24 protein-coding genes are annotated in these 23,706 nt (G+C 33.6%); 12 read left to right on the top strand and 12 right to left on the bottom strand.

Features of this window, described 5'->3' with window-relative positions:
• Positions 1 to 21 precede the first annotated feature (21 nt).
• Genes hemE through hemA form a run of 6 tightly spaced genes read right to left on the bottom strand, consistent with a single transcriptional unit; the run spans position 22 to position 6,377 of the window.
• Positions 22 to 1,047 carry a uroporphyrinogen decarboxylase gene (gene hemE, locus AC4FQX_RS06385; protein WP_491166846.1) on the bottom strand — a complete coding sequence of 342 codons (1,026 nt, stop codon included), beginning with the start codon at positions 1,045 to 1,047 and terminating at the stop codon, positions 22 to 24.
• A gap of 36 nt (positions 1,048 to 1,083) precedes the next feature.
• Entirely contained in the window at positions 1,084 to 1,746 is a 663-nt protein-coding gene (locus AC4FQX_RS06390) for a uroporphyrinogen-III synthase (protein ID WP_491166847.1), read from the bottom strand.
• 15 nt (positions 1,747 to 1,761) lie between these two features.
• Positions 1,762 to 2,445 (bottom strand): potassium channel family protein, encoded by a 684-nt coding sequence (locus AC4FQX_RS06395; RefSeq protein WP_491166848.1) that lies wholly within the window; start codon positions 2,443 to 2,445, stop codon positions 1,762 to 1,764.
• A 13-nt stretch (positions 2,446 to 2,458) separates the two neighbouring features.
• A complete protein-coding gene (locus AC4FQX_RS06400) occupies positions 2,459 to 4,201 on the bottom strand; it encodes a TrkH family potassium uptake protein (protein WP_491166849.1) in 1,743 nt (580 codons plus the stop codon).
• 12 nt (positions 4,202 to 4,213) lie between these two features.
• Positions 4,214 to 5,125: a hydroxymethylbilane synthase gene (gene hemC / locus AC4FQX_RS06405; protein WP_491166850.1), complete on the bottom strand. Its 912-nt coding sequence runs from the start codon at positions 5,123 to 5,125 to the stop codon at positions 4,214 to 4,216.
• Positions 5,118 to 6,377, bottom strand: coding sequence for a glutamyl-tRNA reductase (gene hemA / locus AC4FQX_RS06410; RefSeq protein ID WP_491166851.1), 1,260 nt, complete (start codon positions 6,375 to 6,377; stop codon positions 5,118 to 5,120). The genes hemC and hemA overlap by 8 nt, the downstream gene beginning before the upstream one ends.
• A 231-nt stretch (positions 6,378 to 6,608) precedes the next feature.
• Between hemA and AC4FQX_RS06415 the strand changes: the two genes are divergently transcribed.
• The 12 genes from AC4FQX_RS06415 to AC4FQX_RS06470 all read left to right on the top strand — a co-directional run bounded on the left by AC4FQX_RS06415 (position 6,609) and on the right by AC4FQX_RS06470 (position 16,647).
• Positions 6,609 to 7,481 (top strand): AraC family transcriptional regulator, encoded by an 873-nt coding sequence (locus AC4FQX_RS06415; protein ID WP_491166852.1) that lies wholly within the window; start codon positions 6,609 to 6,611, stop codon positions 7,479 to 7,481.
• Positions 7,482 to 7,496: 15 nt separating this feature from the next.
• Positions 7,497 to 8,156 carry a DKNYY domain-containing protein gene (locus AC4FQX_RS06420; RefSeq protein WP_491166853.1) on the top strand — a complete coding sequence of 220 codons (660 nt, stop codon included), beginning with the start codon at positions 7,497 to 7,499 and terminating at the stop codon, positions 8,154 to 8,156.
• Positions 8,157 to 8,339: 183 nt separating this feature from the next.
• On the top strand, positions 8,340 to 9,077 hold the full coding sequence (locus tag AC4FQX_RS06425) for a phosphatase PAP2 family protein (protein ID WP_491166854.1): 738 nt from the start codon (positions 8,340 to 8,342) through the stop codon (positions 9,075 to 9,077).
• Between the two features lie 48 nt (positions 9,078 to 9,125).
• Positions 9,126 to 9,470, top strand: a complete 345-nt coding sequence (locus AC4FQX_RS06430; protein ID WP_491166855.1) for a GNAT family N-acetyltransferase — start codon at positions 9,126 to 9,128, stop codon at positions 9,468 to 9,470.
• Complete coding sequence (locus tag AC4FQX_RS06435; RefSeq protein WP_491166856.1) at positions 9,463 to 9,957, top strand: GNAT family N-acetyltransferase; 495 nt, start codon at positions 9,463 to 9,465, stop codon at positions 9,955 to 9,957. Before AC4FQX_RS06430 ends, AC4FQX_RS06435 begins: the two co-directional genes overlap by 8 nt.
• A 178-nt stretch (positions 9,958 to 10,135) precedes the next feature.
• The gene (locus AC4FQX_RS06440) at positions 10,136 to 11,005 is read left to right on the top strand and encodes a hypothetical protein (RefSeq protein WP_491166857.1); all 870 of its coding nucleotides are present in this window, start codon (positions 10,136 to 10,138) and stop codon (positions 11,003 to 11,005) included.
• A gap of 24 nt (positions 11,006 to 11,029) precedes the next feature.
• Positions 11,030 to 11,332 (top strand): hypothetical protein, encoded by a 303-nt coding sequence (locus AC4FQX_RS06445; protein ID WP_491166858.1) that lies wholly within the window; start codon positions 11,030 to 11,032, stop codon positions 11,330 to 11,332.
• A 126-nt stretch (positions 11,333 to 11,458) separates the two neighbouring features.
• Positions 11,459 to 12,487, top strand: coding sequence for a ferrochelatase (gene hemH / locus AC4FQX_RS06450; RefSeq protein WP_491166859.1), 1,029 nt, complete (start codon positions 11,459 to 11,461; stop codon positions 12,485 to 12,487).
• A gap of 3 nt (positions 12,488 to 12,490) precedes the next feature.
• Positions 12,491 to 13,846 carry an MATE family efflux transporter gene (locus AC4FQX_RS06455; RefSeq protein ID WP_491166860.1) on the top strand — a complete coding sequence of 452 codons (1,356 nt, stop codon included), beginning with the start codon at positions 12,491 to 12,493 and terminating at the stop codon, positions 13,844 to 13,846.
• Positions 13,833 to 14,378 carry a CopD family protein gene (locus AC4FQX_RS06460; protein ID WP_491166861.1) on the top strand — a complete coding sequence of 182 codons (546 nt, stop codon included), beginning with the start codon at positions 13,833 to 13,835 and terminating at the stop codon, positions 14,376 to 14,378. The genes AC4FQX_RS06455 and AC4FQX_RS06460 overlap by 14 nt, the downstream gene beginning before the upstream one ends.
• Before the next feature lie 59 nt (positions 14,379 to 14,437).
• A complete protein-coding gene (locus AC4FQX_RS06465; protein ID WP_491167150.1) occupies positions 14,438 to 15,853 on the top strand; it encodes an ATP-binding protein in 1,416 nt (471 codons plus the stop codon).
• A gap of 11 nt (positions 15,854 to 15,864) precedes the next feature.
• Positions 15,865 to 16,647, top strand: coding sequence for an enoyl-CoA hydratase/isomerase family protein (locus tag AC4FQX_RS06470; RefSeq protein ID WP_491166862.1), 783 nt, complete (start codon positions 15,865 to 15,867; stop codon positions 16,645 to 16,647).
• 86 nt (positions 16,648 to 16,733) lie between these two features.
• On the opposite strand, the gene AC4FQX_RS06475 is transcribed toward AC4FQX_RS06470, so the two are convergent.
• From AC4FQX_RS06475 to AC4FQX_RS06500, 6 genes are all read right to left on the bottom strand, one after another.
• Complete coding sequence (locus tag AC4FQX_RS06475) at positions 16,734 to 17,390, bottom strand: HD domain-containing protein (protein ID WP_491166863.1); 657 nt, start codon at positions 17,388 to 17,390, stop codon at positions 16,734 to 16,736.
• Positions 17,391 to 17,442: 52 nt separating this feature from the next.
• On the bottom strand, positions 17,443 to 18,429 hold the full coding sequence (locus tag AC4FQX_RS06480) for an acyl-ACP desaturase (RefSeq protein ID WP_491166864.1): 987 nt from the start codon (positions 18,427 to 18,429) through the stop codon (positions 17,443 to 17,445).
• 11 nt (positions 18,430 to 18,440) lie between these two features.
• Positions 18,441 to 19,178, bottom strand: a complete 738-nt coding sequence (locus AC4FQX_RS06485; protein WP_491166865.1) for a lysophospholipid acyltransferase family protein — start codon at positions 19,176 to 19,178, stop codon at positions 18,441 to 18,443.
• Positions 19,179 to 19,401: 223 nt separating this feature from the next.
• Positions 19,402 to 19,812 (bottom strand): BrxA/BrxB family bacilliredoxin, encoded by a 411-nt coding sequence (locus tag AC4FQX_RS06490; protein ID WP_491166866.1) that lies wholly within the window; start codon positions 19,810 to 19,812, stop codon positions 19,402 to 19,404.
• An 87-nt stretch (positions 19,813 to 19,899) separates the two neighbouring features.
• Entirely contained in the window at positions 19,900 to 21,057 is a 1,158-nt protein-coding gene (locus tag AC4FQX_RS06495; protein ID WP_491166867.1) for a PepSY-associated TM helix domain-containing protein, read from the bottom strand.
• Between the two features lie 132 nt (positions 21,058 to 21,189).
• A complete protein-coding gene (locus tag AC4FQX_RS06500) occupies positions 21,190 to 23,604 on the bottom strand; it encodes a TonB-dependent siderophore receptor (RefSeq protein WP_491166868.1) in 2,415 nt (804 codons plus the stop codon).
• Between the last annotated feature and the right edge of the window lie 102 nt (positions 23,605 to 23,706).

Raw genomic sequence — 23,706 nt, forward strand, 5'->3', positions numbered from 1 at the left:
TTTAGTTTATCTGCCGATAACTTACCCTTTATATTCTTTTACAGCATCAATAAATGCTTTTGCGTGATCTACAGGAATGTTAGGCAAAATACCATGTCCCAGATTCACTATATATTTATCTTTACCAAATTCATTAATCATTTCATGTACCATTTTTTTAATAGTTGCAGGAGGAGAAAGCAATCTTGACGGATCAAAATTTCCTTGTAAAGTAATATTCCCTCCGGTTAGATAACGTGCATTTCTTGGAGAGCAGGTCCAGTCGATCCCTAAAGCGGACGCTTTACTTTGTGCCATTTCACCTAAGGCAAACCAACACCCTTTTCCAAAAACAATAACTGGTATTTCCGGAGCTAATGCTTCTGTGATCTGGTTAATATATTTCCAGGAGAATTCCTGATAATCAACAGGGGAAAGCATACCTCCCCAACTGTCAAAGATCTGGACTGCATTAACACCTGCTTTTACTTTTTCTTTTAAATAAAGAATGGTGGTATCTGTTATTTTTTGTAACAAAACGTGTGCTGCTTCTGGTTGTGAAAAACAGAATCCTTTTGCGGTATCAAAACTTTTAGAACCTTTTCCTTCTACAGCATAGCAAAAAATAGTCCATGGAGAACCTGCAAAACCAATCAGCGGAACTTCATCATTCAGCTCTTGTTTAGTCATTTTTATAGCCTCCATTACATATCCTAAAGTTTCATGAATATCCGGAACAATTACTTTTTCTACATCCTGAATAGTACGAATAGGGTTAGGGAGCCATGGACCTACATTTTCTTTCATCTCAACATGGATTCCCATAGCTTGAGGGACTACTAATATATCGGAGAACAGTATTGCTGCATCGGGAGCAATTGCTTTGATCGGCTGAACGGTAATTTCTGTTGCGAGTTCTGGTGTTCTGCATCGGGTGAAAAAATCGTATTTATCACGTAAAACTCTGAATTCCGGTAAATATCTTCCTGCCTGACGCATCATCCATACTGGTGGTCTTTCTACTGTTTCTCCTTTTAATGCTCTTAAAAATAAATCGTTCTTTATCATTTTTCTCTTTTGTTTATTGCTTTAGCAAAAAAGCGATTAATTGTTTTCTTTAAAATAATTTATACTTTGTATAATTATATTTTCAACAGTAGGTTGTTTCGCAATAATTATATTTTCAGTATTATTTTTTAGTGTTTCTGCTGTGGTTGTACCAATACAAAAACAAATTTCATTTGTTATGATGTTCTCTTTTAAATAACTCTCTATTCCGGAAGGGCTGTAAAATAAAATCCCGTCTAATTCCGTAGAAATTTTATGAGGTGTTAGAATGGTATCATAAACACAGATCTCATTAAACTCAATATTAGCGGAATGCATAGCAGAGGGTAAAGTATCTCTTCTTAGGTTACCGGAAAAGAAAGTAAACTTTTTATCAGAGTATTTCTCTTTTATTATTGTACCCAATTCTAATGCATAATCAGTACATTCTATTACTTTAAAACCGTTTTGTTCTAATGCTTGTTTTGTTTTTATACCAACACAAATGCAGGGAACATTAAGAATAAGACTTTTGTTCTTATTATTTAAAATACTTTTCACTGCATTCTGACTTGTAAAAATCAAATAATTATGGATAATATCCAGATTAAAATCTTTAGATATTGTTTTTATAAAATCCGCTTCAAGAACAGAGTGACCAGCGTTTAATAAAAACTGTTTCTGATTGATCTCTAATTTTTTAGTGGAAAGTATTCTCATTTTATCTTACTTAATTTATTCTGTACAATAAACAGAAATATTTGTGTTTTCACCAAAAACAACTAATATATCATCATCCTGTATTACCGTTTTGGGAAAAGGAAGACCAATAGATTCTTTTTTAGTTGTTTTTTTACCCAACAGATTTGTTTTTTCTTTTTTACGAATAATGGTTATCACATTCAGGTGGTATTCATCTATAGCGTTTAATTCCTGAAGTGTTTTGCCTATAAATTCAGGCTTTGCTGTTAACTCGGTTATAGTATAATTATTATCCAGTTGATAGTTGGACAGAGATGATTTAAAGTTGATTTGTTTTGTTAGTCGGTCAGCAGATTCCTGTTCAGGATGTACAATATTAAAAACACCCATTGCTTCCAGTACGGTATCATGGATGGGAGATAAGGAACGACTAATGATCTTTGCTTCGGACAGTTTTTTGATAATGGCCGTTGTAATAATTGCAGCACCTTCATTCTCACCTATAGCGACTACGATAATATCAGAATCTTTCATCGGAAGTGCCTCATAAGCCAGCTCATTTGTTGAATCTAAACAAATGGCATGAGAGATTTTATCTTTTACAAGATTAACCTTGTCGATTTGTTTGTCTACTCCGATAACTTCATTATTTGTTTCTGTCAGACTTAAAGCGAGCGACATACCAAAATTTCCTAAACCAAAAATAATTACTTTCATTTCTATAATAGGATTAGTTAATTAATATATTTTCTTCTGGATATTGATAAAACTGATGATGCATCTGTCTCATTAACCCGATCATTAAATTAAGCATTCCGATACGACCTATGAGCATAACAAGAATAATTATATATTTACTCGGTTCTGTCATAGTTGGAGTAAAATTCATACTAAGTCCCACAGTACTGTAAGCAGAAAAACATTCAAAAGCAACAGTAAGCAAATCGGTTCCTTTTGGTTCAAATAGAAGGACTAGCATAATAGCAATCCCGATTACAATAAGAGATATGAAAACAATGGCAAAAGCTCTTTTTGTAGACTCTCCGGAGATTTCTCTGCCGCCAATTTCTATTTTATTTTTTCCTCGTGCAATTGCAATGATATTAAGTGCTGCCAGTGCGAAAGTACTGGTTTTTATTCCTCCTCCGGTTGATGCAGGAGAAGCTCCAACCCACATTAAAAATATGATGAACAATAAAGAAGGTGCAGTCATATGTGTATAATCTACATTACTGAAACCTGCTGTTCTGGGTGTTACAGCGTTGAATGCTGTAGCTGTTATTTTTCCAAACAGGGTTGGATGTTCTGTTAAGGTGTTATTATATTCTGCTATAAAAAGGAATATAAATCCTCCAATTAATAAAATTCCAGTAGTATAAATTATAATTTTTGTATTCAGTGTAATGATTCTTACTTTCAGATCGGGTTTTTTGATATGAAGTAATCGAATAACGGCTTTTTTTAGATATTCATAGAAATTGTAAGCAATATTATATCCTAATCCGCCAAAAACAATTAAACTCATAATGATCCATTGTAAAGTATAATCGTAACGAACACTCTCTGCATACAAATTCCCCGAAATGGTGGAAAAACCGGCATTACAGAAACCGGAAACAGCATGGAATACAGAAAAGAATATTCGGTCAGAGAGCGCAGTGGCATGACTTGCAGAATAAAAAATAAATATTGCTCCTATAAGTTCTACACTTAAAGTGAAGACTACAATATTCATTGCCGTTTTTAATACATCTTTCATACTATCCGAAGCAATAAAATCTTTCACATTTAATCCTTCTTTGAAAGAAGAATTTCCTTTAAAAAAGAAAGCAAAAAAAGAAGTAAAGGTTAATATTCCCAGTCCGCCCAGTTGTATCAGTATCAAAATGATGGTTTGTCCCACCATTGTAAAATGATCTGATGTTTCAAGTACATTTAATCCTGTTACACATACGGCGCTTGTAGCAGTAAACAGTGCATTTGTAAATGATATACCGTGATTAGTTGCATTGGGTAGCATTAAAAGAAACGAACCGGCTAAAGCAATAATAAAAAAACTGCCCACAAACATAATTGCAGGATTATAATACACACTGTAGATATAGCGTACTAAACTCATTAATCGTAAAATAAAGTAAAAGAGTAATCCTCCTTCAAGAACTGGTCTTACGGATTTTAAGATATAAAAGAGACTCAAATCTTTATTGATAAAAGCAACTATTCCAGAAATAACAACAAGAATAGATAATACAATTGTGTTTCTGAGAGCGATTTTCTTTTTTGCTTGGGTTTTGTAAAAAGAATATTTTATTATATTGAAAACTAAAAGGATCAATGTAAGGATTACCAGTCCGATTAATTTATGAAGTTTATAGGATTCAGCAGTGTTATATCCAAAATCAAATACCAGAAAGCTAAGAATGATTATATCAAAGAATCGGTATATAAGATTCAATAAGGATTCTTTTCTCATTTTGACGGTTTGTTATTTGTTCACTTTGAGTTTTTGCATAATTGCTTTACCTCCATTATTCAAAACTTCAAGAGCACAAATTTCTCCGAAGTTTTCAAAATCAATTAATGCAACATTTTTTTCTACATAGATTTTTTCTTTTCCGTCAATTGAAAATAAACCGCCCTGAAGAGAGATCTGATCTCCTTCAATAGTGGCAACCGCACCAATAGGAGCAGTACAACCACCTTCAAGTGTTTTTAAAAACTGACGTTCTACGTGTGTACAAATATCGGTTGGTTTATGATTCAGTTTTGCCAGCGCATCAAGACAAAAAGGATCATTTTCCATTGCAACTGCTACCATTGCTCCTTGTGCGGGAGCGGGTATCATCCAGTCTAAATTAATGTAATTCTCAGGTTTTATATTAATACGTTCTAATCCTGCTGCGGCAAAAATAGCACCATTCCAGTTTTCTCTTTCCAATTTTTCTAAACGGGTAATTACATTACCACGCAAATCTGTAATAGTATGATGAGGATATCTGTGCAACCATTGTGCTCTTCTTCTTAGACTACTTGTAGCAATGGTTCCTATGTCATCAAGAAAATCAAGATTTCCTTTGTGTACTAAAATATCAGTGATTGAAGCACGTTCCAGAACAGCAGCCTGAACAATTCCTTTAGGTAAAGCTGTCGGTACGTCTTTCATGGAATGAACAGCAATATCTACTGTGCCATTAATCATGGCAATATCAAGGGTTTTTGTGAAAATCCCGGTTATCCCCATTTCATATAAAGGCTTATTAAGCATTAAATCACCTTCTGACTTTACTGCTATAATTTCTGTTTTATATCCTAAATTATTTAATTTTTTTTCTACTGTGTGTGCCTGCCAAAGGGCTAATTGACTATCTCTTGTGCCAATTCGTATCGTTCTATTCATTTCTAACGGCTTCTATTTGAAATACTTTCTCAATCCATTCGATACTTTCATCAACCATAGTGTCGCTGTCTTTCAAATGATTAGCAAAATGAGTAGTGATTTTTTGGATAATGCGTTTACTGATGATTTCAGCTTGTTCTTCGTCAAAATTTGAGATTTTCTTACGTTGAAAATTTAACTCAGAATCTTTTATTGTATTTAGTTTTTCTTTCAGTGCGTGTATTGTAGGAGCAAATTTTCTTTCATTGGTCCAGGTGTTGAATTCTTCTTTGATCTCATTAATGATTGCTTCGGCTGCGGGAATATGTTTTTTTCTGTTTTCCAATGTTGCATCTGTCATTTCTGCAAGTTGATCCATATGAATTAAAGTAACTCCTTCTATCTCCTGTACATTTTCATTCACATTTTTTGGAATAGATAAATCTAGTATTAATAGAGGTTTGGTTACTTTTAAAATGTCCTTATCTATAGTTGGTTTTTGCGCACCTGTTGCCACTACCAAAACATCTGCTTTTTCGATTTCAAGGGGTAACAGATCAAAATCCTTAACAAGAAGATTAAATTTTCCAGCAACTTTTTCAGCCTTATCTCTTGTTCTGTTAATCAGAACAATATGATCATTTTTGGTGTGTTTTACAAGATTTTCACAGGTGTTTCTTCCTATTTTGCCTGTGCCAAAAAGAAGTATGTTTTTATTGCTGATATTTTCAACATGATCCATGATATACTGAACAGAGGCAAAAGAAACCGAAGTGGCTCCAGAACTAATCTCTGTTTCATTTTTCACTTTTTTACTTGCCTGAATAACTGCATTTACCAGTCTCTCCATATAAGCATTTAATAATCCGGCAGATTTTGATTCAACAGAGCTGTTTCTAATCTGACTTATAATTTCAAAATCACCTAATATCTGACTGTCTAATCCTGTTCCTACTTTAAACAGATGGGATATGGCATCCTGATTTTTGTAGATGTAAGCTACTTTTTGGAAATCATCAATAGTGCCCTGAGTAGTATCACATAATAATTTGATTAACTGAAAAGGATGTTGTGCAAAACCATATATTTCGGTTCTGTTACAGGTTGAGGTAACAATTAAGCTGTTAATCCCCTCCGTTTTTGCCTGTTTCAGTAATTGGGCTTTAGATGTGCTATCTAAACTGAATTTTCCTCTTATCTCTGCATCTGCCTTTTTATAGCTTAATCCTATTGCATAGAAATACTGATGTTTAGATATGTTTTGATTTTCCATAGAATATATACTTTTCCTAAAAGTTCAACAAAAATATCATTATCCTTTTTATAAAAGTAACGCTAGGGGGGCTATTTGTAACGCTGAGGGATATTTTAGTTAAAAATCAGTCTACAACTCTAAAAAAGGTTAAATTTGTACTGAAATCAACTCTTAACAAAGATACTGTTTAGAATTATTCTAAATAACAGAATGTGTTTTAATTCAAAGAACAGATAAAAAAATACCGCTATGGGGTCTCAGGAAGAAATAAAAATTGAAGATGATTTTATACTGATTCGTTTTCAAAATGATGCTAATGAAACGATACATTTTGAACGAGAAGTTGACAATGGATTAATACAATTCCATTTTGGAATTAAAGGAAAGGCAAAGTTTATTTTTAATGAAGGCAGATATGCACTGGAGTTAAAAGATGATATGTCATTATTGCTTTATAATCCACAAAAAGAGTTGCCGGTACATTTAGAAATTGCACCTCATTCCTGGATTATTTCAGTATTTATATCGATTAAAAAGTTCCATGCTTTGTTTTCCAGTGAGGCAGATTATATTCCCTTTTTAAGTGAAAACAATAAAGATAAAAAGTATTATAATGATGCGAAGATAACACCTTCTATGGCTATTGTATTAAACCAGCTTTTTAATTTTAATCTTCATCCGTCCATTAAAAACTTATACTATAGGGGTAAAGGATATGAATTATTAAGTCTGTATTTTAACAGAACAGAAGATTCGAATGCGGAACAATGTCCGTTTTTAGTAGATGAAGATAATGTGCTTAAAATCAGAAAAGCAAAGGATATTGTAATTGCAAATATGGCGGAGCCACCTACATTACAGGAGCTGGCAGATGAGGTGGGGATTAATCTAAAAAGATTAAAAATGGGGTTCAAGCAGATTTACGGAGATTCAGTTTATAGTTTTCTTTTTGACTATAAAATGGAATTTGCCAGACGTTTATTAGATTCAGGATCCTATAATGTAAATGAAGTAGGACTGAAAATAGGATATAGTACTTCCAGTCATTTTATTGCTGCTTTTAAAAAGAAATTCGGAACCACTCCTAAAAAGTATTTAATGGCTCTGAACCCTAATACATAATACATGATTTTTAAAATGAAAAAATATTCTATTCTGTTACTTTTAATTCTGGTTTCCGGAATAATTTACTATAAAACGATTTTTGTGTCTAAAGGAAATCAAAAGGAAAAAGAAGAAGTGACAGCTATTTCAGTAAAGACAAAAGTAGATGAAAAGGACAGTGAGTCGGGTTGGGAAAAACTACGATGTGGTTTATGGAAGGATAAAGATGGAAATATAGGGTATAAAACATTCGCTGCACTTGGGAGCGAAGGGAAAGACGGTCTAACCAGTTACTATATTACTAAATTTTATTCTTCTGAAGAAGAACTACCTTTAAATAAAATAATCGATACTTCTACGTTTCATCAACTAGGAAACTCTTCCTATTATAAAGACAAAAACCATATCTATTATCATTATACGATGTCTGGTGGCGGTTGGTTCCGTATAGAAAATAATATTGATCATACTACATTTCAGATGTTAAATGGCTATTATGGAAAGGACAAAAATTATGTTTATGTAGATAGACAGGGTGTCCTTGAAGGAGCTGATATTTTATCATTTAAAGTGATGAGAGACCATCCTTTAGCTAAAGATAAAAATCATTATTATGGTTGGGGAGATATAATTTCAATAGAAAAAATCAGAGAACTTGAACATGAATTAGGAGAAAAAATACTATTTGAATGAAATCCATTAGTATAAAAATACATCATATTTCTTATAAAAAAGCTAAAACTTATTTAGTATGTTTTTAAATTAACAAATAAAAAGAAAACATCATTATTAAACATTTCCTTTGCACGCTGTTGGTTGGAATTTCAATTTTAAAAACAGTAAAGTAATTAATTAGGAAATGATGAGTAGAATATTGTGTTTAGTTGTATTACATTAAATGCTCAGGAGATACAGGAAGAGAATACAGAAAAAGAAGAAGTATATCAGGAAGAAGATTTAAAATTTAATTATAAGCAGTTGATTATACCTGCTGTTTTGATTGGATATGGGGTTATAGGAATTGAAAGTGATGGTTTACAATTCTATAATTCCGAAATAAAGAATGAAATGCAGGAACATATTGATAATAAGATCACTGTTGATGATTTCTCTCAATATGCACCGGCGCTTTCTGTGTATGCTCTAAATCTTTTAGGGGTAGAAGGAAAAAATAATATAAAGGACAGAACAGTTATTTTAGGGACATCAATGGTTTTTGTCGCTGTAACAGTAAACGGATTAAAACGTCTTACCAGAGTAGAACGACCAGATGGAACGACTCGAAATTCTTTTCCGTCGGGACATACTACAATAGCTTTTGCCGGAGCAGAGTTTTTATATCAGGAATATAAGGATGTCTCTATCTGGTATGGCATTACGGGATATGCAGTAGCTACAGGAACCGGTTTTTTTAGAATGTATAATGATCGTCACTGGTTCACTGATGTTGTGGCTAGTGCTGGTTTTGGGATATTAAGTACAAAAGCAGCGTATTGGATTCATCCGTTTTTGAATGAAAAAATATTTAACAGTAAAGAATCCAAAACAACTTCAATGTTAATTCCATTTTATAACGGAAAAGAAACTAGAGTTAGTTTTGCAATGTCTTTTTAAAACATTTTATTATATTTAAGCTTTTCCTATTTGTAAAAAATAACAGAAATGAAAATTACTTTAAGAAAAGAACAACCTTCAGATTATGAAGCTGTTTTCCCTTCCCTTGCATTAGCTCCAGTTAGCGTAAAACCGGAATTTCAGAATAAAGGAGTTGGAGGAAAACTGATTCTGGAAAGTCACAGAGTGGCAAAGGAACTCGGTTTTCAGTCTGTTGTACTGCTGAGGCATGAGAAATATTATCCAAAATTCGGGTATGAGTTGACAAAAAAATATGGAATTAAATTGCCTTTTGAAGTTCCAGATGAAAACTGTATGGTAATTAGTCTGACTGAAAAAGGACTGGAAGGAGTAAACGGTATAGTAGAATATTCAAAAGAATTTTATGAGTAAAATAGAAATACAATCCTATTCGGATTCCCATAAACAAGAAGTTATACAACTGATACTGGACATTCAGCAGAAAGAATTTGGTGTTGCTCTGGACCTTCAGTCGCAGCCGGATTTAGAAAAGATCCCGGATTTTTATCAGAAAGATAAAGGAGATTTTTGGGTTGCTTTAAAAGAAGGAAAAGTGATTGGGACTATTGCGTTACTGGATATCGGAAGCAATCAGGGAGCCTTGCGAAAAATGTTTGTAAATGTGGATTATAGAGGGAAAGAATATCGTGTCGGACAACATTTGCTGGAGACTCTTTTTGATTTGGCAAAGCAAAAAGGATATACAAATCTGTATTTAGGAACTACAGATCAGTTTGTTGCTGCACAGCGGTTTTATGAAAAGAACGGTTTCCACAGAATAGAAAAAGAAACATTACCACTGCGTTTCCCGATTGTAAAAGTGGATACTAAGTTTTATTCCTGTTTTATAGAGAACTAATGTTTAGAGAAAGTAGCTGTAAATCATAGTCCTTATGTTTTTATGAAAGATCTTTATTTCTTTTTCTTTTCTCCAAAAGTAATTATAAATGACTGAAGAAATGTGATTTACGGCTGATTATATTAAAAATATTTTTGAAAAGAAACAGGTAATCTTATAATGGTAAAAGAATAAAATTATGATTTACGCAGAATATTCAATAGAGAATGAAAAAGAGAAAGTGCTGGAGCTGGCAGAAACAGTAATCACAAACTCTGCTGTTAAGCACCAATGGCTGTATTGTGAAAGCGCTCCGGTAAATGAGCAGGACGGTTTCTATGTATTGAAAAGTGAAGAACGCTATTGGCAGGGAGTTCGTTTAACCCGATATAACAGACCGGAAGACTTTCAGGATTTCCTTGAAATACTTAGCCGCAAATATGGAGAGCCGCACTACACATACCAGGAAGAAATAGCTCAAAGCAGTGATGATTATTTTTTTCCTTTACAGAAGGGTTGGTGTATTAATGAGGAAATAGTACTGTTTTTAGAGCAACGAGCATCCGGAATCTGTCTTGCTGTATGTAACATGAATTACGCCTATACTCCCAATCTCAATCAATTTGATACAAAAGAAAAGCTGCAAAAATTAACAGAACAAATACTGAACAGAGAAATTTCCGGTATTGTACAAGATCATTTTGAGGATGAAATATATGGGAACAGGTACTCTGCCGGTGCTTATATGGTACTTGCGTCTCGTTATTGTTATGAATGGGATAATAGGTATGAGATGTCGAATATAAAAAATGCGGAGCAAAAATATTTCACTTCTTTAAAAGAAAAGACAAAAGAATTTTTAGTTGAATTGTTTGGAAGCCCAAGTCGTGAAGAAAAAATATGGATAGGTTCTTGTCCTTCTTTTTGCCAATGGAGGGTTGGAGATAAAAAATTAACGCTCTATGAATATCCGCAGGATGGTGATGGTGATTGGGAATTATCGTTGCTTTTATACAATAGTGATTATGAGGAAGAACCCTTTTTGTTAGTTCAGGATAAGGATGAATAAAAGAGATTTTTATTTAGATTAGAAATGGAAAAGTATCAGAGATTAATTATTGTTGATTCAGAAGAAAAGGAGCGGGAAGTAGAGGCAAGATCTGTTCGGATAAAAATAGATAAAAACAAAGAGATTGATCTGGATCCACATCCTAATTTCAGAAAACAACTTAATTTGATTTGTGGAAAGAACACAAAAGAATATTATTTTGAAACCTTTTCAATTACACCCGGAACTTCAAATGTTCTGCATATTGATATCAATCAATTCAAAAAAGGAACTCCGGTAAAAACAATTCAGAATAAGAGATTTTATTCTTTTATAATTTCAAAATAAAATGATTTTTTTCTCTTTTTTTTAAAAGGGATGCATTTTACTGATATAGCCATAGATAAAAATAATATTTTCTATTTTTCTAAGGCTTAAATAATACTTACTTTTATAAAAAATAAATTTCCCCAAATGAAAGGTGTGTTACTAGTAAATCTGGGTTCTCCTGAAAGCCCGGAACCAAAGGATGTCAAGCCTTATTTAGATGAGTTTTTAATGGATGAAAGAGTGATTGATTATCCTTTTTTATTTCGTGCATTATTGGTAAAAGGGATAATTCTGAATACGAGACCAAAAAAATCAGCGGCAGCTTATAAAAAAATTTGGTGGGACGAGGGTTCTCCACTAATTGTATTATCAAAAAGATTACATCAGAAAGTAGTACAAAAAACAGAGATTCCCATTGCATTATCGATGCGATATGGTAATCCTTCCATAAAAACAGGTCTTCAGGAGTTAGCGGATAAGGGAGTAACAGAAGTATTATTGTTTCCGTTATATCCGCAGTTTGCAATGGCTACTACAGAAACAATCTTAGTTTTAGCAGAAGAGATCAGAAAGAAACATTTTCCCCAAATGAAATTTTCAAGTGTTCCTGCTTTTTATAATAAACCGGATTATATCAGAGATCTTGCCAACTCGATAAAAACAGGACTGGAGAATTTTGATTATGATCATTTATTGTTCTCTTATCATGGTGTTCCGGAACGACATATTAAAAAATCAGATGTTACAAAATCACATTGCAAAATAGATGGTTCCTGCTGCCAGACTCCATCACCCACACATGAGTTCTGTTATCGTCACCAATGTTATGAAACAACAAGACTGGTAGCAGAATTTTTAAATCTTCCAAAAGAAAAATATAGTCAGACCTTCCAGTCAAGACTTGGAAGAGATCAATGGCTAACGCCTTATACGGATATGACTATTAATGAAATGCCGGAAAAAGGAATTAAGAAATTAGCCGTTGTAACTCCGGCTTTTGTTTCTGATTGTTTAGAAACATTAGAAGAAATAGGAATGGAAGCAAACCATCAATTTAAAGAACATGGAGGGGAGGAATTCATAACTATTCCGTGTCTGAATGATAATGATGATTGGGTAGAGACCATTTGTAAATGGATTCGGGAATGGGAAACAGAGGTAACCACAGTATAAAGAATGGCTATTAGCTCAGGAGCTTTAGGGACAGAAGATATTAGAAAGCTATTAATTAAACAGGCAATTCCATCTTCTATTGGAGTTCTGTTTATGTCGGTAAATATTCTTATCGATACTATTTTTGTAGGAAGGTGGATCGGTTCTCTTGCAATAGCAGCAGTAACAGTTGTTCTTCCTATTACTTTTCTGATTTCGTCTTTAGGGATGGCAATTGGCATTGGAGGAAGTTCTGTTCTTTCAAGAGCCTTAGGCTCTACAGATAAAGAAAAAGCTCTTTTTACATTCAGTAATCAGGTAATGATGACATTGGGACTGGCTTTATTCTTTGTTATTGCCGGAATCTTTTTTAGTGAAGAGGTATTATTGCTTTTTGGAGCGAACGGAGTTATTATGCCTCCGGCAAAAACCTTTTTTATGCCTGTAATATATGGGGTTCCTTTTTTGGCACTTTGTATGATGGGAACTAATGTAATTCGTGCAGAAGGAAAAGCAACTTTTTCGATGGTAGCGATGATTATTCCTGCTTTTACGAATATTATTTTAGATATAGTTTTTATCAAGTGTATGGATATGGGAATTGCCGGTGCAGCATGGGCAACCACCACTTCTTATTTTATCAGTTTTTTATTTGTATTATGGTTCTTTCTTTATAAAAGCGAATTAAAGGTCAACTGGAGCCATTTTAAACTCAAATTTGATATTGTAAAAGAAATTACTTCTATGGGAATAGTAACATTTTCCAGACAAGGAGTAGTGGCTTTATTAGCAATTATTCTGAACCATGCTTTATATACTTACGGGGGAGAACATTCTGTTACAGTTTATGGTATTGTCAGTAGAATGCTGATGTTTGCATTGTTTCCGGTTTTGGGGATTACACAAGGATTCTTGCCTATTGCGGGATATAATTACGGAGCAAAAAATTATCACAGAGTAAAAGAAACGATACAGATTGCTATAAAATATGCTGCTTTACTCGCTACTCTTATTTTTATTGTAATTTTAATCTTTGCAAAACCAATAGTAGCGGTTTTCAGTACTGATCCGCTTGTTATTGCAGAAACGCCAAATGCTTTGCGATGGGTCTTTGCTGCTTCTCCGGTAATTGCGATTCAACTGATCGGAGCCGCTTATTTTCAGGCAGCAGGAAAAGCTTTTCCGGCATTAATGCTTACATTGAGCAAACAAGGATTTTTCCTTATTCCGTTAGTTACTATTTTGCCAAATTATTTTGGTATTTTTGGAGTATGGGTCGCTTTTCCAATTGCGGATGTATTGTCAACATTATTAACAGGAATCTTTCTTAAAAGAGAAATGAACACGCAACTTAAAGAAATAGATAATGGAATATTATAATTATATTAAATCATTGCATCTTATTTTCGTAATTACTTGGTTTTCAGGTCTTTTTTATATTGTTCGGTTATTTGTATATCATGCAGAGGCAACGCAAAAACCTTCACCGGATAAAGAGATTCTTATTAAGCAATATCAGTTGATGACTTATAGATTGTGGTATATTATTACATGGCCATCCGCTATTCTGGCTACTGTTTTTGCAGTCTGGTTATTGTGTCTTATACCTGTATATTTAACACAGTCCTGGATGCATGTAAAGTTACTGTTTGTTTTTCTATTGTTTTTCTATCATGGAAAATGCCATCAGATAGTATTACAGTTACAGAGAAATGAAGTGAAGCATACGTCTAATTTTTTTCGTATTTGGAATGAAGGAGCTACTATTATACTTTTTGCGGTGGTTTTTTTAGTAATTTTAAAAAATGCTATTAACTGGATTTATGGTGTTATCGGGATTGTTTTATTTTCCGTATTAATCATGATCGGTTTTAGAATGTATAAAAAAATAAGGGAAAGAAATCAGACCTGATCATGTTTAAAAAAATTAAAATAAAGCAATTATCGCTTCGGGTAAGGATATTTTTTTCAATGATCTTACTTACCCTGATTGCTTCTATTCTGATTGCTTCTATTTCTATTTATCAGTTTAAAAAAGAAGCAAAGGACTATCATCAGGAAAGATTAGAACGAAAAGAAAATTCAATTAAAGAACATATTAATTATATTCTGCTGACGACGACTTATCCGTTAACAACAGAAAATCTCCCTCTTATTTTTAAAGATAAGATCCATGAACTATCTAATATCCATAATCTGGAAATTAATATTTATGATCTGAATGGACAGCTTTTAAAATCGTCAAGGTCTTCTTTTTCTATTGATAGTGTCATACCTCCGATATCTAATTTTATCTTAAAACTGATACAGTCCACAATGGATAAGCGTTATGTGGATATTAAAAACATTGATGGTCAGAAGTTTCGTTCTTCCTACAGCTATATAAAAGATGTCAAATTCAAACCACTTGGAATTCTTAATCTTCCCCATATAGAGGATGATGGTTTTTATGAAAGAGAGTTAAGGAATTTTTTAATTCGACTGGGTCAGGTATATTTATTTATGCTTGTTTTCTCTTTTGTTGTTGCATATTTTCTTTCCAGTTATATTACACAATCTTTAAAGGTGATTTCTTATAAAATCATTGAAACCCGACTGAATCGAAAAAATGAAAAGATAGAGGTTGAGGCAACCAGCAGGGAAATTAATTTACTGATTCGTGCCTATAATAGTATGGTTGATGAATTAGAAGAAAGTGCGGGTAAACTGGCTCAGAGTCAGAGAGAGCAGGCGTGGCGTGAAATGGCAAAACAGGTGGCACATGAAATCAAGAATCCGCTTACTCCAATGCGTCTAACGGTTCAGAGTTTTCAGCGCAGATTTGATCCGACGGATCCCGATGTGAAAAATAAAATGGATGAATATTCAAAAACATTGATTCAGCAGATTGATACTATGAGTTCTGTTGCTTCTGCTTTTTCCAATTTTGCTTCTATGCCGGCACAGCAGAATGAGACTCTAAATGTGGTTAGTGTTGTTCGGTTAGGGTTAGAAATTTTTAATGAAGATTATATTCACTTTACTAGTGAAGAAGAAGAGATCATTACTAAAATGGACAGAACGCAACTGATTAGGGTTATTACGAATCTGGTAAAGAATGCTGTTCAGGCAATTCCTGAAAACCAAGGCTTTAAGAAAGTTGATGTTTCTGTCAAACGAAGTGGTAATAATGTTCTGATCATTGTTGAAGATAATGGAAAAGGTATTGAGGATAGTAATATAGGGATTATCTTTGAACCAAAATTTACCACGAAGAATAGTGGAATGGGACTAGGTCTCGGAATTATTAAAAATATAATAGAAAACTATAAAGGAACTATTACTTTTAAAACAGAACTTAATAAGGGAACTGTTTTTACAGTAAGATTACCAATAATCAACCAATAAATTATTAAAATATGAATTACGAAAACATCCTGGTGTCAAACGAGAGTGGGTTAGTAACAATTACTATCAATCGTCCAACAAAGCTGAATGCTTTAAATAAAGCAACGATTGAGGAGTTACATACTGCTTTTAAAGTAGCAGATAAGAATGCAGATATCAAAGCAATTATTATAACAGGAAGTGGTGAAAAAGCGTTTGTTGCGGGTGCTGATATTTCAGAGTTTGCTAATTTCTCTATAGAACAGGGGGGAACACTGGCAGCAAAAGGACAGGAGTTATTATTTGATTTTGTACAGAATTTGTCTACCCCGGTAATTGCGGCAGTAAACGGATTTGCACTTGGAGGAGGGTTAGAATTGTCTATGGCAGCCCATTTCAGAGTAGCTTCTGATAATGCAAAAATGGGATTACCTGAGGTTTCTTTAGGTGTTATTCCGGGTTATGGGGGAACACAGCGCTTGCCACAGTTAATAGGAAAGGGACGTGCTATGGAAATGATTATGACGGCAGGAATGATCGGTGCTCAGGAGGCAAAAGAATACGGTCTTGTAAATCATGTGGTGCCTCAGGCAGAGTTATTGGACTTTTGTAAAGGAATTGCTACTAAGATCATGAAGAATTCACCAATGGCGATTTCAAAAGCAATTGAAGCAATAAATGCCAATTATGAAGATGGTGTTAATGGTTATAAGGTTGAAATAAAAGCTTTTGGTAAATGTTTTGGAACGACCGATTTTAAAGAAGGAACAACAGCCTTTTTAGAAAAAAGAAAAGCTGTGTTTACAGGGAAATAGTATTCAGTTTTTCAGTATGCAGTACTCAGTATCCGATTATGAAAATACTGTGTACTGCAACTGAAAACTGTGTACTGAGAACTATTTTACTGAATACCATTCCATTCTGCGTAGAATTGATTTAAGAAATCTTCCATATACTGATGTCTCTTTGCTGCTATTTTTTTACCTGTTGCGGTATTCATTTTATCTTTTAATAATAACAGTTTTTCATAAAAATGATTTATAGTCGGGTTATTATTCTTTTTGTATTCCTCTTTGCTCATATTCAGTTGAGGTGGAATAGACGGATCATAAATAGTTCTGTTTTTAAACCCCCCGTAATTAAAAGTTCGGGTGATACCAATTGCTCCGATTGCGTCTAAACGGTCGGCATCCTGAACAATATCCAGTTCCTTAGAATAGAATTTTTTTTCAAAATTGCCTCCTTTATAAGAAATATTCTCAATGATATTCACAACATGTTGTATTGTTTCCGGATCTATATTTTGCAATTTTAAAAAAGCTCTTGCTGTTCTCGGACCGACTGTTTCATCGCCATTATGGAATTTGCTGTCTGCAATATCATGTAGTAAAGCACCCAGTTCTACGACAAGAAGGTCGCATTTTTCTTCCTTTGCGATTAGCAGTGCATTTTTATGTACACGTTCAATATGGAACCAGTCATGACCTCCTTCTGCATTTTGTAATTGTTCCTTAACAAAAGTAATTGTTGTAGTAATAGTATCAGGATTATTATTCATTTGTTCTGTTATTAAAAAAATCCTTTCGTTTTAAGGAAAGGATTCAGTGAAATTATTTTATTGCCGGTTGAACCCACTTAAAAATATGGGATTCCTGTGGAATCACTAATCTCTCAGAAATTTTAGCCATACGAGCCGGTAATTTCATTAGGAAGTCTCGTGCTTTTTCTGCTTCATCTGTTAATCCTGATATTTTGTCGATCTCCCATTTGTCGATCAATTTTTGCATGATATCAACATAGTCACTGGCGGTATAAACACCGATACGTTGTGCTGAATCGGAGAACTGCTCAAAAGCAGTACTTATTTTTTGTCCTGATTCTCTTAAAAAGTGTGCGGGCATAACGATCTTTTGTTTCATCATATACTGAAACGCCAGCATCATTTCGCTTGGATCTACCTGAAAGATACGATTAACAAATTCGCTGTAAGCGTGATGATGTCTCATTTCATCACCTGCAATCATCTTACACATTTTAGACAGTTTATTATCTCCAAATTTTTTTGCCAGCTGAGATACACGATTGTGAGAAATATAAGTTGCCAGTTCTTGAAAACTGGTATAAACAAAGTTCTTATAAGGATCTTTCCCTGTACCGATATCAAAACCATCATTGATCAGGTGTTGTGTTGTTTGTTCTACTTCTCTCATGTTTACTCTTCCGGATAAATACAAATATTTATTCAGTAGATCTCCATGGCGGTTTTCTTCTCCGGTCCAGTGTCGGATCCATTTTGACCAGCCGTTACGCTCTTCGTTATCAATCCCTTCGACTTCCATTAACCAGGATTCATAGGTAGGAAGTGCTTCCTCTGTAATGGTATCACCAACAAGAACAACCCAGAAATCATAAGGTAAATCTTTTGCTAATTCACGTAATTCTTTTACTTCTTCAATAAAATTATCTTTTTCAGAATCCGGTAAGAAATCGGATGGTTGCCAGATTTTTTCAACAGGAATTAAGAATTGGTCGACAAACTGGTCGACATTTTTTTCTAGGAAGTGCATTACTTCCAGACGGATGTTTTTAATTGACATAAATATTTTTATTATTGGAGGTTAATACCTTTTACTATTATGTTTTCAGTTCTTTCAAAAACTTCAGAAAAAGGAATGTTTTTTATTGCGAAAGGTTCATGAATCGTGAAAGAGAGGTGGTTCCCCAAACCTAAAGGAAACATCCCCCATCGCATCATTTTCCATGAGTTATTAATGCTTACAGGAACCATATATGCCGAAGGTGCATATTTACAGAGAATCTTGAGGCCATTTTCGGAGAACTTTTTAGGGACTCCTGTTCGACTTCTTGTTCCTTCCGGAAATATAACGGCAGATCGTTTATGGTCTTCTATATATTCTGCCATTTGTTTAATAGCAGGTAAAGCCTGTTTAGGGTCTTTTCGGTCGATCAGTACCGAACCGCCATGTCGTAAATTAAAGGATATACTGGGGATACCTTTACCTAGTTCTTTTTTGCTTATAAATTTTGGGTGTACTTTTCGCATGAACCATATAATAGCAGGAATATCATACAGACTCTGATGATTGGCTGCAATGATGATTGGAACATCTTTAGGAAGAGTGTTCAGATTTTCGATTTTATAAGTTGTTCCGATTATACGGGTATTCATTATTAATAAAAAGTTCAGGATATCAATACTTTTTTTATGTGCCTGATAACCAAATAAATGAAGGCAGATCCATTGTATTGGATGAAAAAGCACCAATAGAAGACCGAATATAAGATAGTATATTACAGATATAGGATAAGAAATAATTTTTTGCATACAATTATATATTATGACAAAAGTAATGAAAACGTTTTTAAAAAAGGGTATATAAAAATAGACTTATGGTACAAAAAAGAACTTTTTTCAGTTTAATATCAATGATGGATGTTAAAAAAATACAAAAGTTTGATTTTGTTTTGTAGTTCTGTTTTTTGATAAAAAAGCTTAAATAAAAAACCACGCTTTGAGAACGTGGTTTTTTATTTTGTTTAAAAGAAGTTTAGCAAAATTCGTTGTAAGCATCTTTTAAGTTATCTGCAATTACTTCTGCCGGACGTCCTTCAATATGATGACGCTCTAACATATGTACTAATTCACCGTCTTTGAATAAAGCGATGCTTGGTGATGACGGAGGGAATGGAAACATAAAACCTCTTGCTGCATCGACAGCCTCTTTATCAACACCTGCAAACACTGTAATTAAATGTTCCGGTTTTTTGCTGTTATCCAGACTCATTTTTGCTCCTGGACGTGCATTAGCAGCCGCGCAACCGCATACCGAATTTACTACAACAAGAGTTGTCCCTGATTTAGCAATTGCCTGATCTACTTCATTTTTAGTATGTAATTCTTCAAAACCTGCAGTTGTTAAGTCTGCACGCATTGGTTTTACCATTTCTTCTGGATACATATTCTTTTAATTTAAGGTTGAAAGTTTGTGACTTACAAAGTTACAAAGTTTTACTGTTTTAGAGAGTGACAATTTGATAAAGATATGTTATACTTTAATTTTTTTCTTTTTATCTGTTTTTTTCATTTTGTTCAGCCAGATAAAGATTCCGGTCACAGGAAGTGTTGTGGCTATTAAACAGGCAATAAAATAAATAATTTTTGAAGTTAGTCCATAAATATCCCCAAGGTGAATGGATTTCATCTGAGAAGCAATTTTGTCTCCAAGGAGTTTATCAGCAAATATTTCTTTTTTGAGGATTGTTCCGGTGTACTGATCAAAAACCAATTTATCATAACCAGCTTTATTAAATTTAGAAGCATCATATTTTGTCACTTCTATAGCATCCTCAGGAGATTTTGGAATAGTTATAGTTGTTTTACCTTTATAGGGTAATATACTGTCAGAAACTTTTAAGAAATCGGTTAAAGCCAATGTTTTACCATTCTCTATTACTACAGAATTCATTTTTCTCTCATTTCTCTGGTTAAATACTTTTTTGCCCAGAACAGCGCTTAACCCGTTTCTGTACCAGTCAAAAGACCAGTTTAATCCGCTTAAAGCCATAATCAGAACTAGAATAAAAGTATAAAATCCAAGTGTATTGTGAAGGTCATGGTTAAAACGTTTCCAGTTTCCGTTGAATTTTATTTTAAAACCCGGCTTAAAACTTTTCAGACTTTTTATTTTTTTAGGAAGCCATAAAAACAATCCTGTAATAGTAAGAACAATAAAAATAAGAGTAGATGTACCAACGATGGGACGTCCGATCTCTGAATCTAAGAGAAGCCATCTGTGCATTTTGAAAAAGAACATAAAGAAATCGGTTGCAGAGCTTTTTCCTGTTCCTAAAATGCTTTGATCATAGGGATTTACATATACGGTTTCTCCTCTTTTATCTTTTTTATCTTTTGATACCTGAAGTTCATAGGGTTTGTTTGGATCATCGTAAAAAGAAAGACGGGTTACTTTTCCTTTCCTCTCTTCCTGAACCGTAGAAATTAAAGTACTAAAAGAATGTTTTGTTTCTAAAACAGCTTCTACTTTGAATTTTTCAGGTTCGATCATATGTTCGATCTCTGTCCGAAACGTGTAAACTGTTCCGCTTAAACAGACTAAGAATAATACGATCGAACTTGCTACACCTAACCATAAGTGTATATCATTAATAAATTTTCTAAAAGTATAACCCTGCTTCTTGTTCATTCTTTATGATCAGTTTAAATTTCTTTTTTCTTGACTTTTTCTTCTTTTTTCCTATCTAGGTTGTATTAACCTGAAAAAACGGTTCTTTAGCAAAGACTAAAGAAACCGTTTTAATTAGTATTATATTTTGTATTAAAACCTGTAGGTTAGTACTCCTGCAAAGTTTAAAGGATCTGTCTGATTAACAAAAGCTGTTCTGTAAGCATTATATCCGATTTTGTCAAAAACATTGTTTACTAAGAAACGAACGTCCCAGTTGTTATTAATTATATAACCTGCCTGAAAATTAACAGTAGTATAGGCTTTTATATCAAAAGGTTTTTGTCCCGGAATAATACCTTCATGTGTTACAACATTAGAATAATCATTTACAGGTCTTTTCCCAATATAATATACTCCCATACCTACAGAAAGTCCTTCCAGAGCATTGTCCATAAAAGTATAGTTTGCCCAGGCATTGAATGTATGTTTTGGTGTATTTAAAGGAGCAGAGTTTCTTACATAAGACATGTGCTCTTTGTATTTTGCATCGATATAAGAATAACCTGTAATAATTTCTAAGTTTCGTAAAATCCTACCGGAAAGTTCTACTTCAATACCTTTTCTTTCATCATTACCTCCCTTTTGGTAATATCCTGTTGCTACCCAATTATCATCATAAACAATCATGTTCATGTCTTTATTGTTGATTTGGAAGAAAGTAAAATTGAAACGTAAACGATCGTTCATCCAAGCTGTTTTCCATCCTGCTTCAAATTGATCCCATCTTTCATTTCCTAATTCTTCTCCGTTAAAACCTTGTTTTGAAGCTCCTCTTGTATTAGAACTGTTGGTATAAGAAGCAAAGAAGTTAACGTTTTTAATTGGAGAGATCATAATCCCACCCAGTGGATTCCAGGCGTCATTTTTAGTTGCTCCAATTGTAGTATTACTTGTTGTTTCTACAGAACTGTAACGAATCCCTACAAAGGTTTTGAACCACTTGTTCCAAGTTGTTACTCCTTGTGCTAATAAACCAAAACCTCTTGAAGTAGAATTTGCATATGTAGTAGGCTTTGGTGTTATATTAACCTCATTACCTTGACTATCTTTCACTTTTGGAATAGTATTATTAACAGGCTGAAAGACATCAATAACATCAACAATACCATAAGTAGTGTTTGATGTGTTTAGACTATTTCTGTTATAATCCATACCCACCTGAAAAGTGTGTTTAATAGATCCTGTTTTTAAATCCTGTGCTACTAAATCCAGCTGTAACACTTCATTCAAATCTTTTCTTGTACTATTACTTAATGATCTGTATCTTTTGTTATACTCTTTTAATGCAGTAGCACCTTTTCCAGAAGAAAGAGAAGCACCTGTGTCATCCAGATCAAGATCAGATTTAAAATAAGCAGCTCTTACAGAAAACACATCGTCTATTTTTCGGTCTAAACGAATGGCATAGGTTGCATTTTTCGTTATAGAGCGGTCTGATTTAAATCCTAAGAACTGACTGTGTGGTAAATCATAAAGAGTGTTAACATCATTTTCAGATAGATTAATTGTACCTAAATCCGGTGTTCTGCTATCATCCAGATAATCCATTTCTACAGTAATAGTCGTTTTATCATTGGCTTTCCATGCAAAGGAAGGATTTACATATAATCGTTCCCCATTTACATGACTTCTATAACTGTCTTTTGTTTCATAAGCACCGTTAAGTCTGAAGGCGACTGTTTCGTGATCATCTATCGGACCGTAAACATCAAACTGTGGTCTGAACTGTCCCCAACTTCCGGCACGAACGGATACATTTCCTCCTGATTCGAATTTAGGGGCTTTCGTTACAATATTAATAACTCCTCCCGGACTTCCTATGTCTGTTGCGACACCCTGAGTAATAGCGGCAACTCCTTTTAATACCTGAATATTATCAATTCCTGCAGCATCGGTTAAGATACCTACTCCTCTGAAATCAGAATTGACACGTACACCGTTCTTTAAAATAGGAATTCCCCGGTATCCTCTGGATCCCATACTTTCTCTTTTATTGCCATAGCTGGCAAAAGCATATACTCCGGGTACGTTTCTGGTTACATCAGTAATGGTTAAGGCACCCTGTTGTTCAATCACTTTATCAGAAATAATAGAGATACTCTGAATTTGTTCATTTGGTTTTAATGGAAGTCTTGTTAAAGTTTGAAGTTTTTCCGGTTGTTTGTTTTTTGCTCCAAAAACCTCAACCGTTTCTAATTCCTGATTCTCAAATTTTAACTGGGAATTTACTATAGTAGTAGGTTTATCAATTTTTACATTTATAATTCTGTTTCTTAATCCAACAGAAGTTATTTTAATTTTATAGATTCCATAAGGAATATCATTGATAACATACTGGCCGTTTTCATCCGTTTGAACTGTTTTATTAGCTTCCTGAGCGGTAACATTTGCATTGGTAAGCGGATTATTTTTTTCGTCGGAAAGATTCCCTTTTAAGGTTCCGCTTTGAGAGTAACTTATGACACTTATAAGAAGGGTCATAACGGTTGATAATATTAATTTCATAAAATATATTTTTTAATAGCTGTATCTAATAGCTTATTTAGACTGAATAAAAACAATACAAAAATAACAACCTCTTTAGATATTACCTCATAAAAGATTAAT

This window comes from Flavobacterium sp. AK-301 (genome assembly GCF_058310215.1).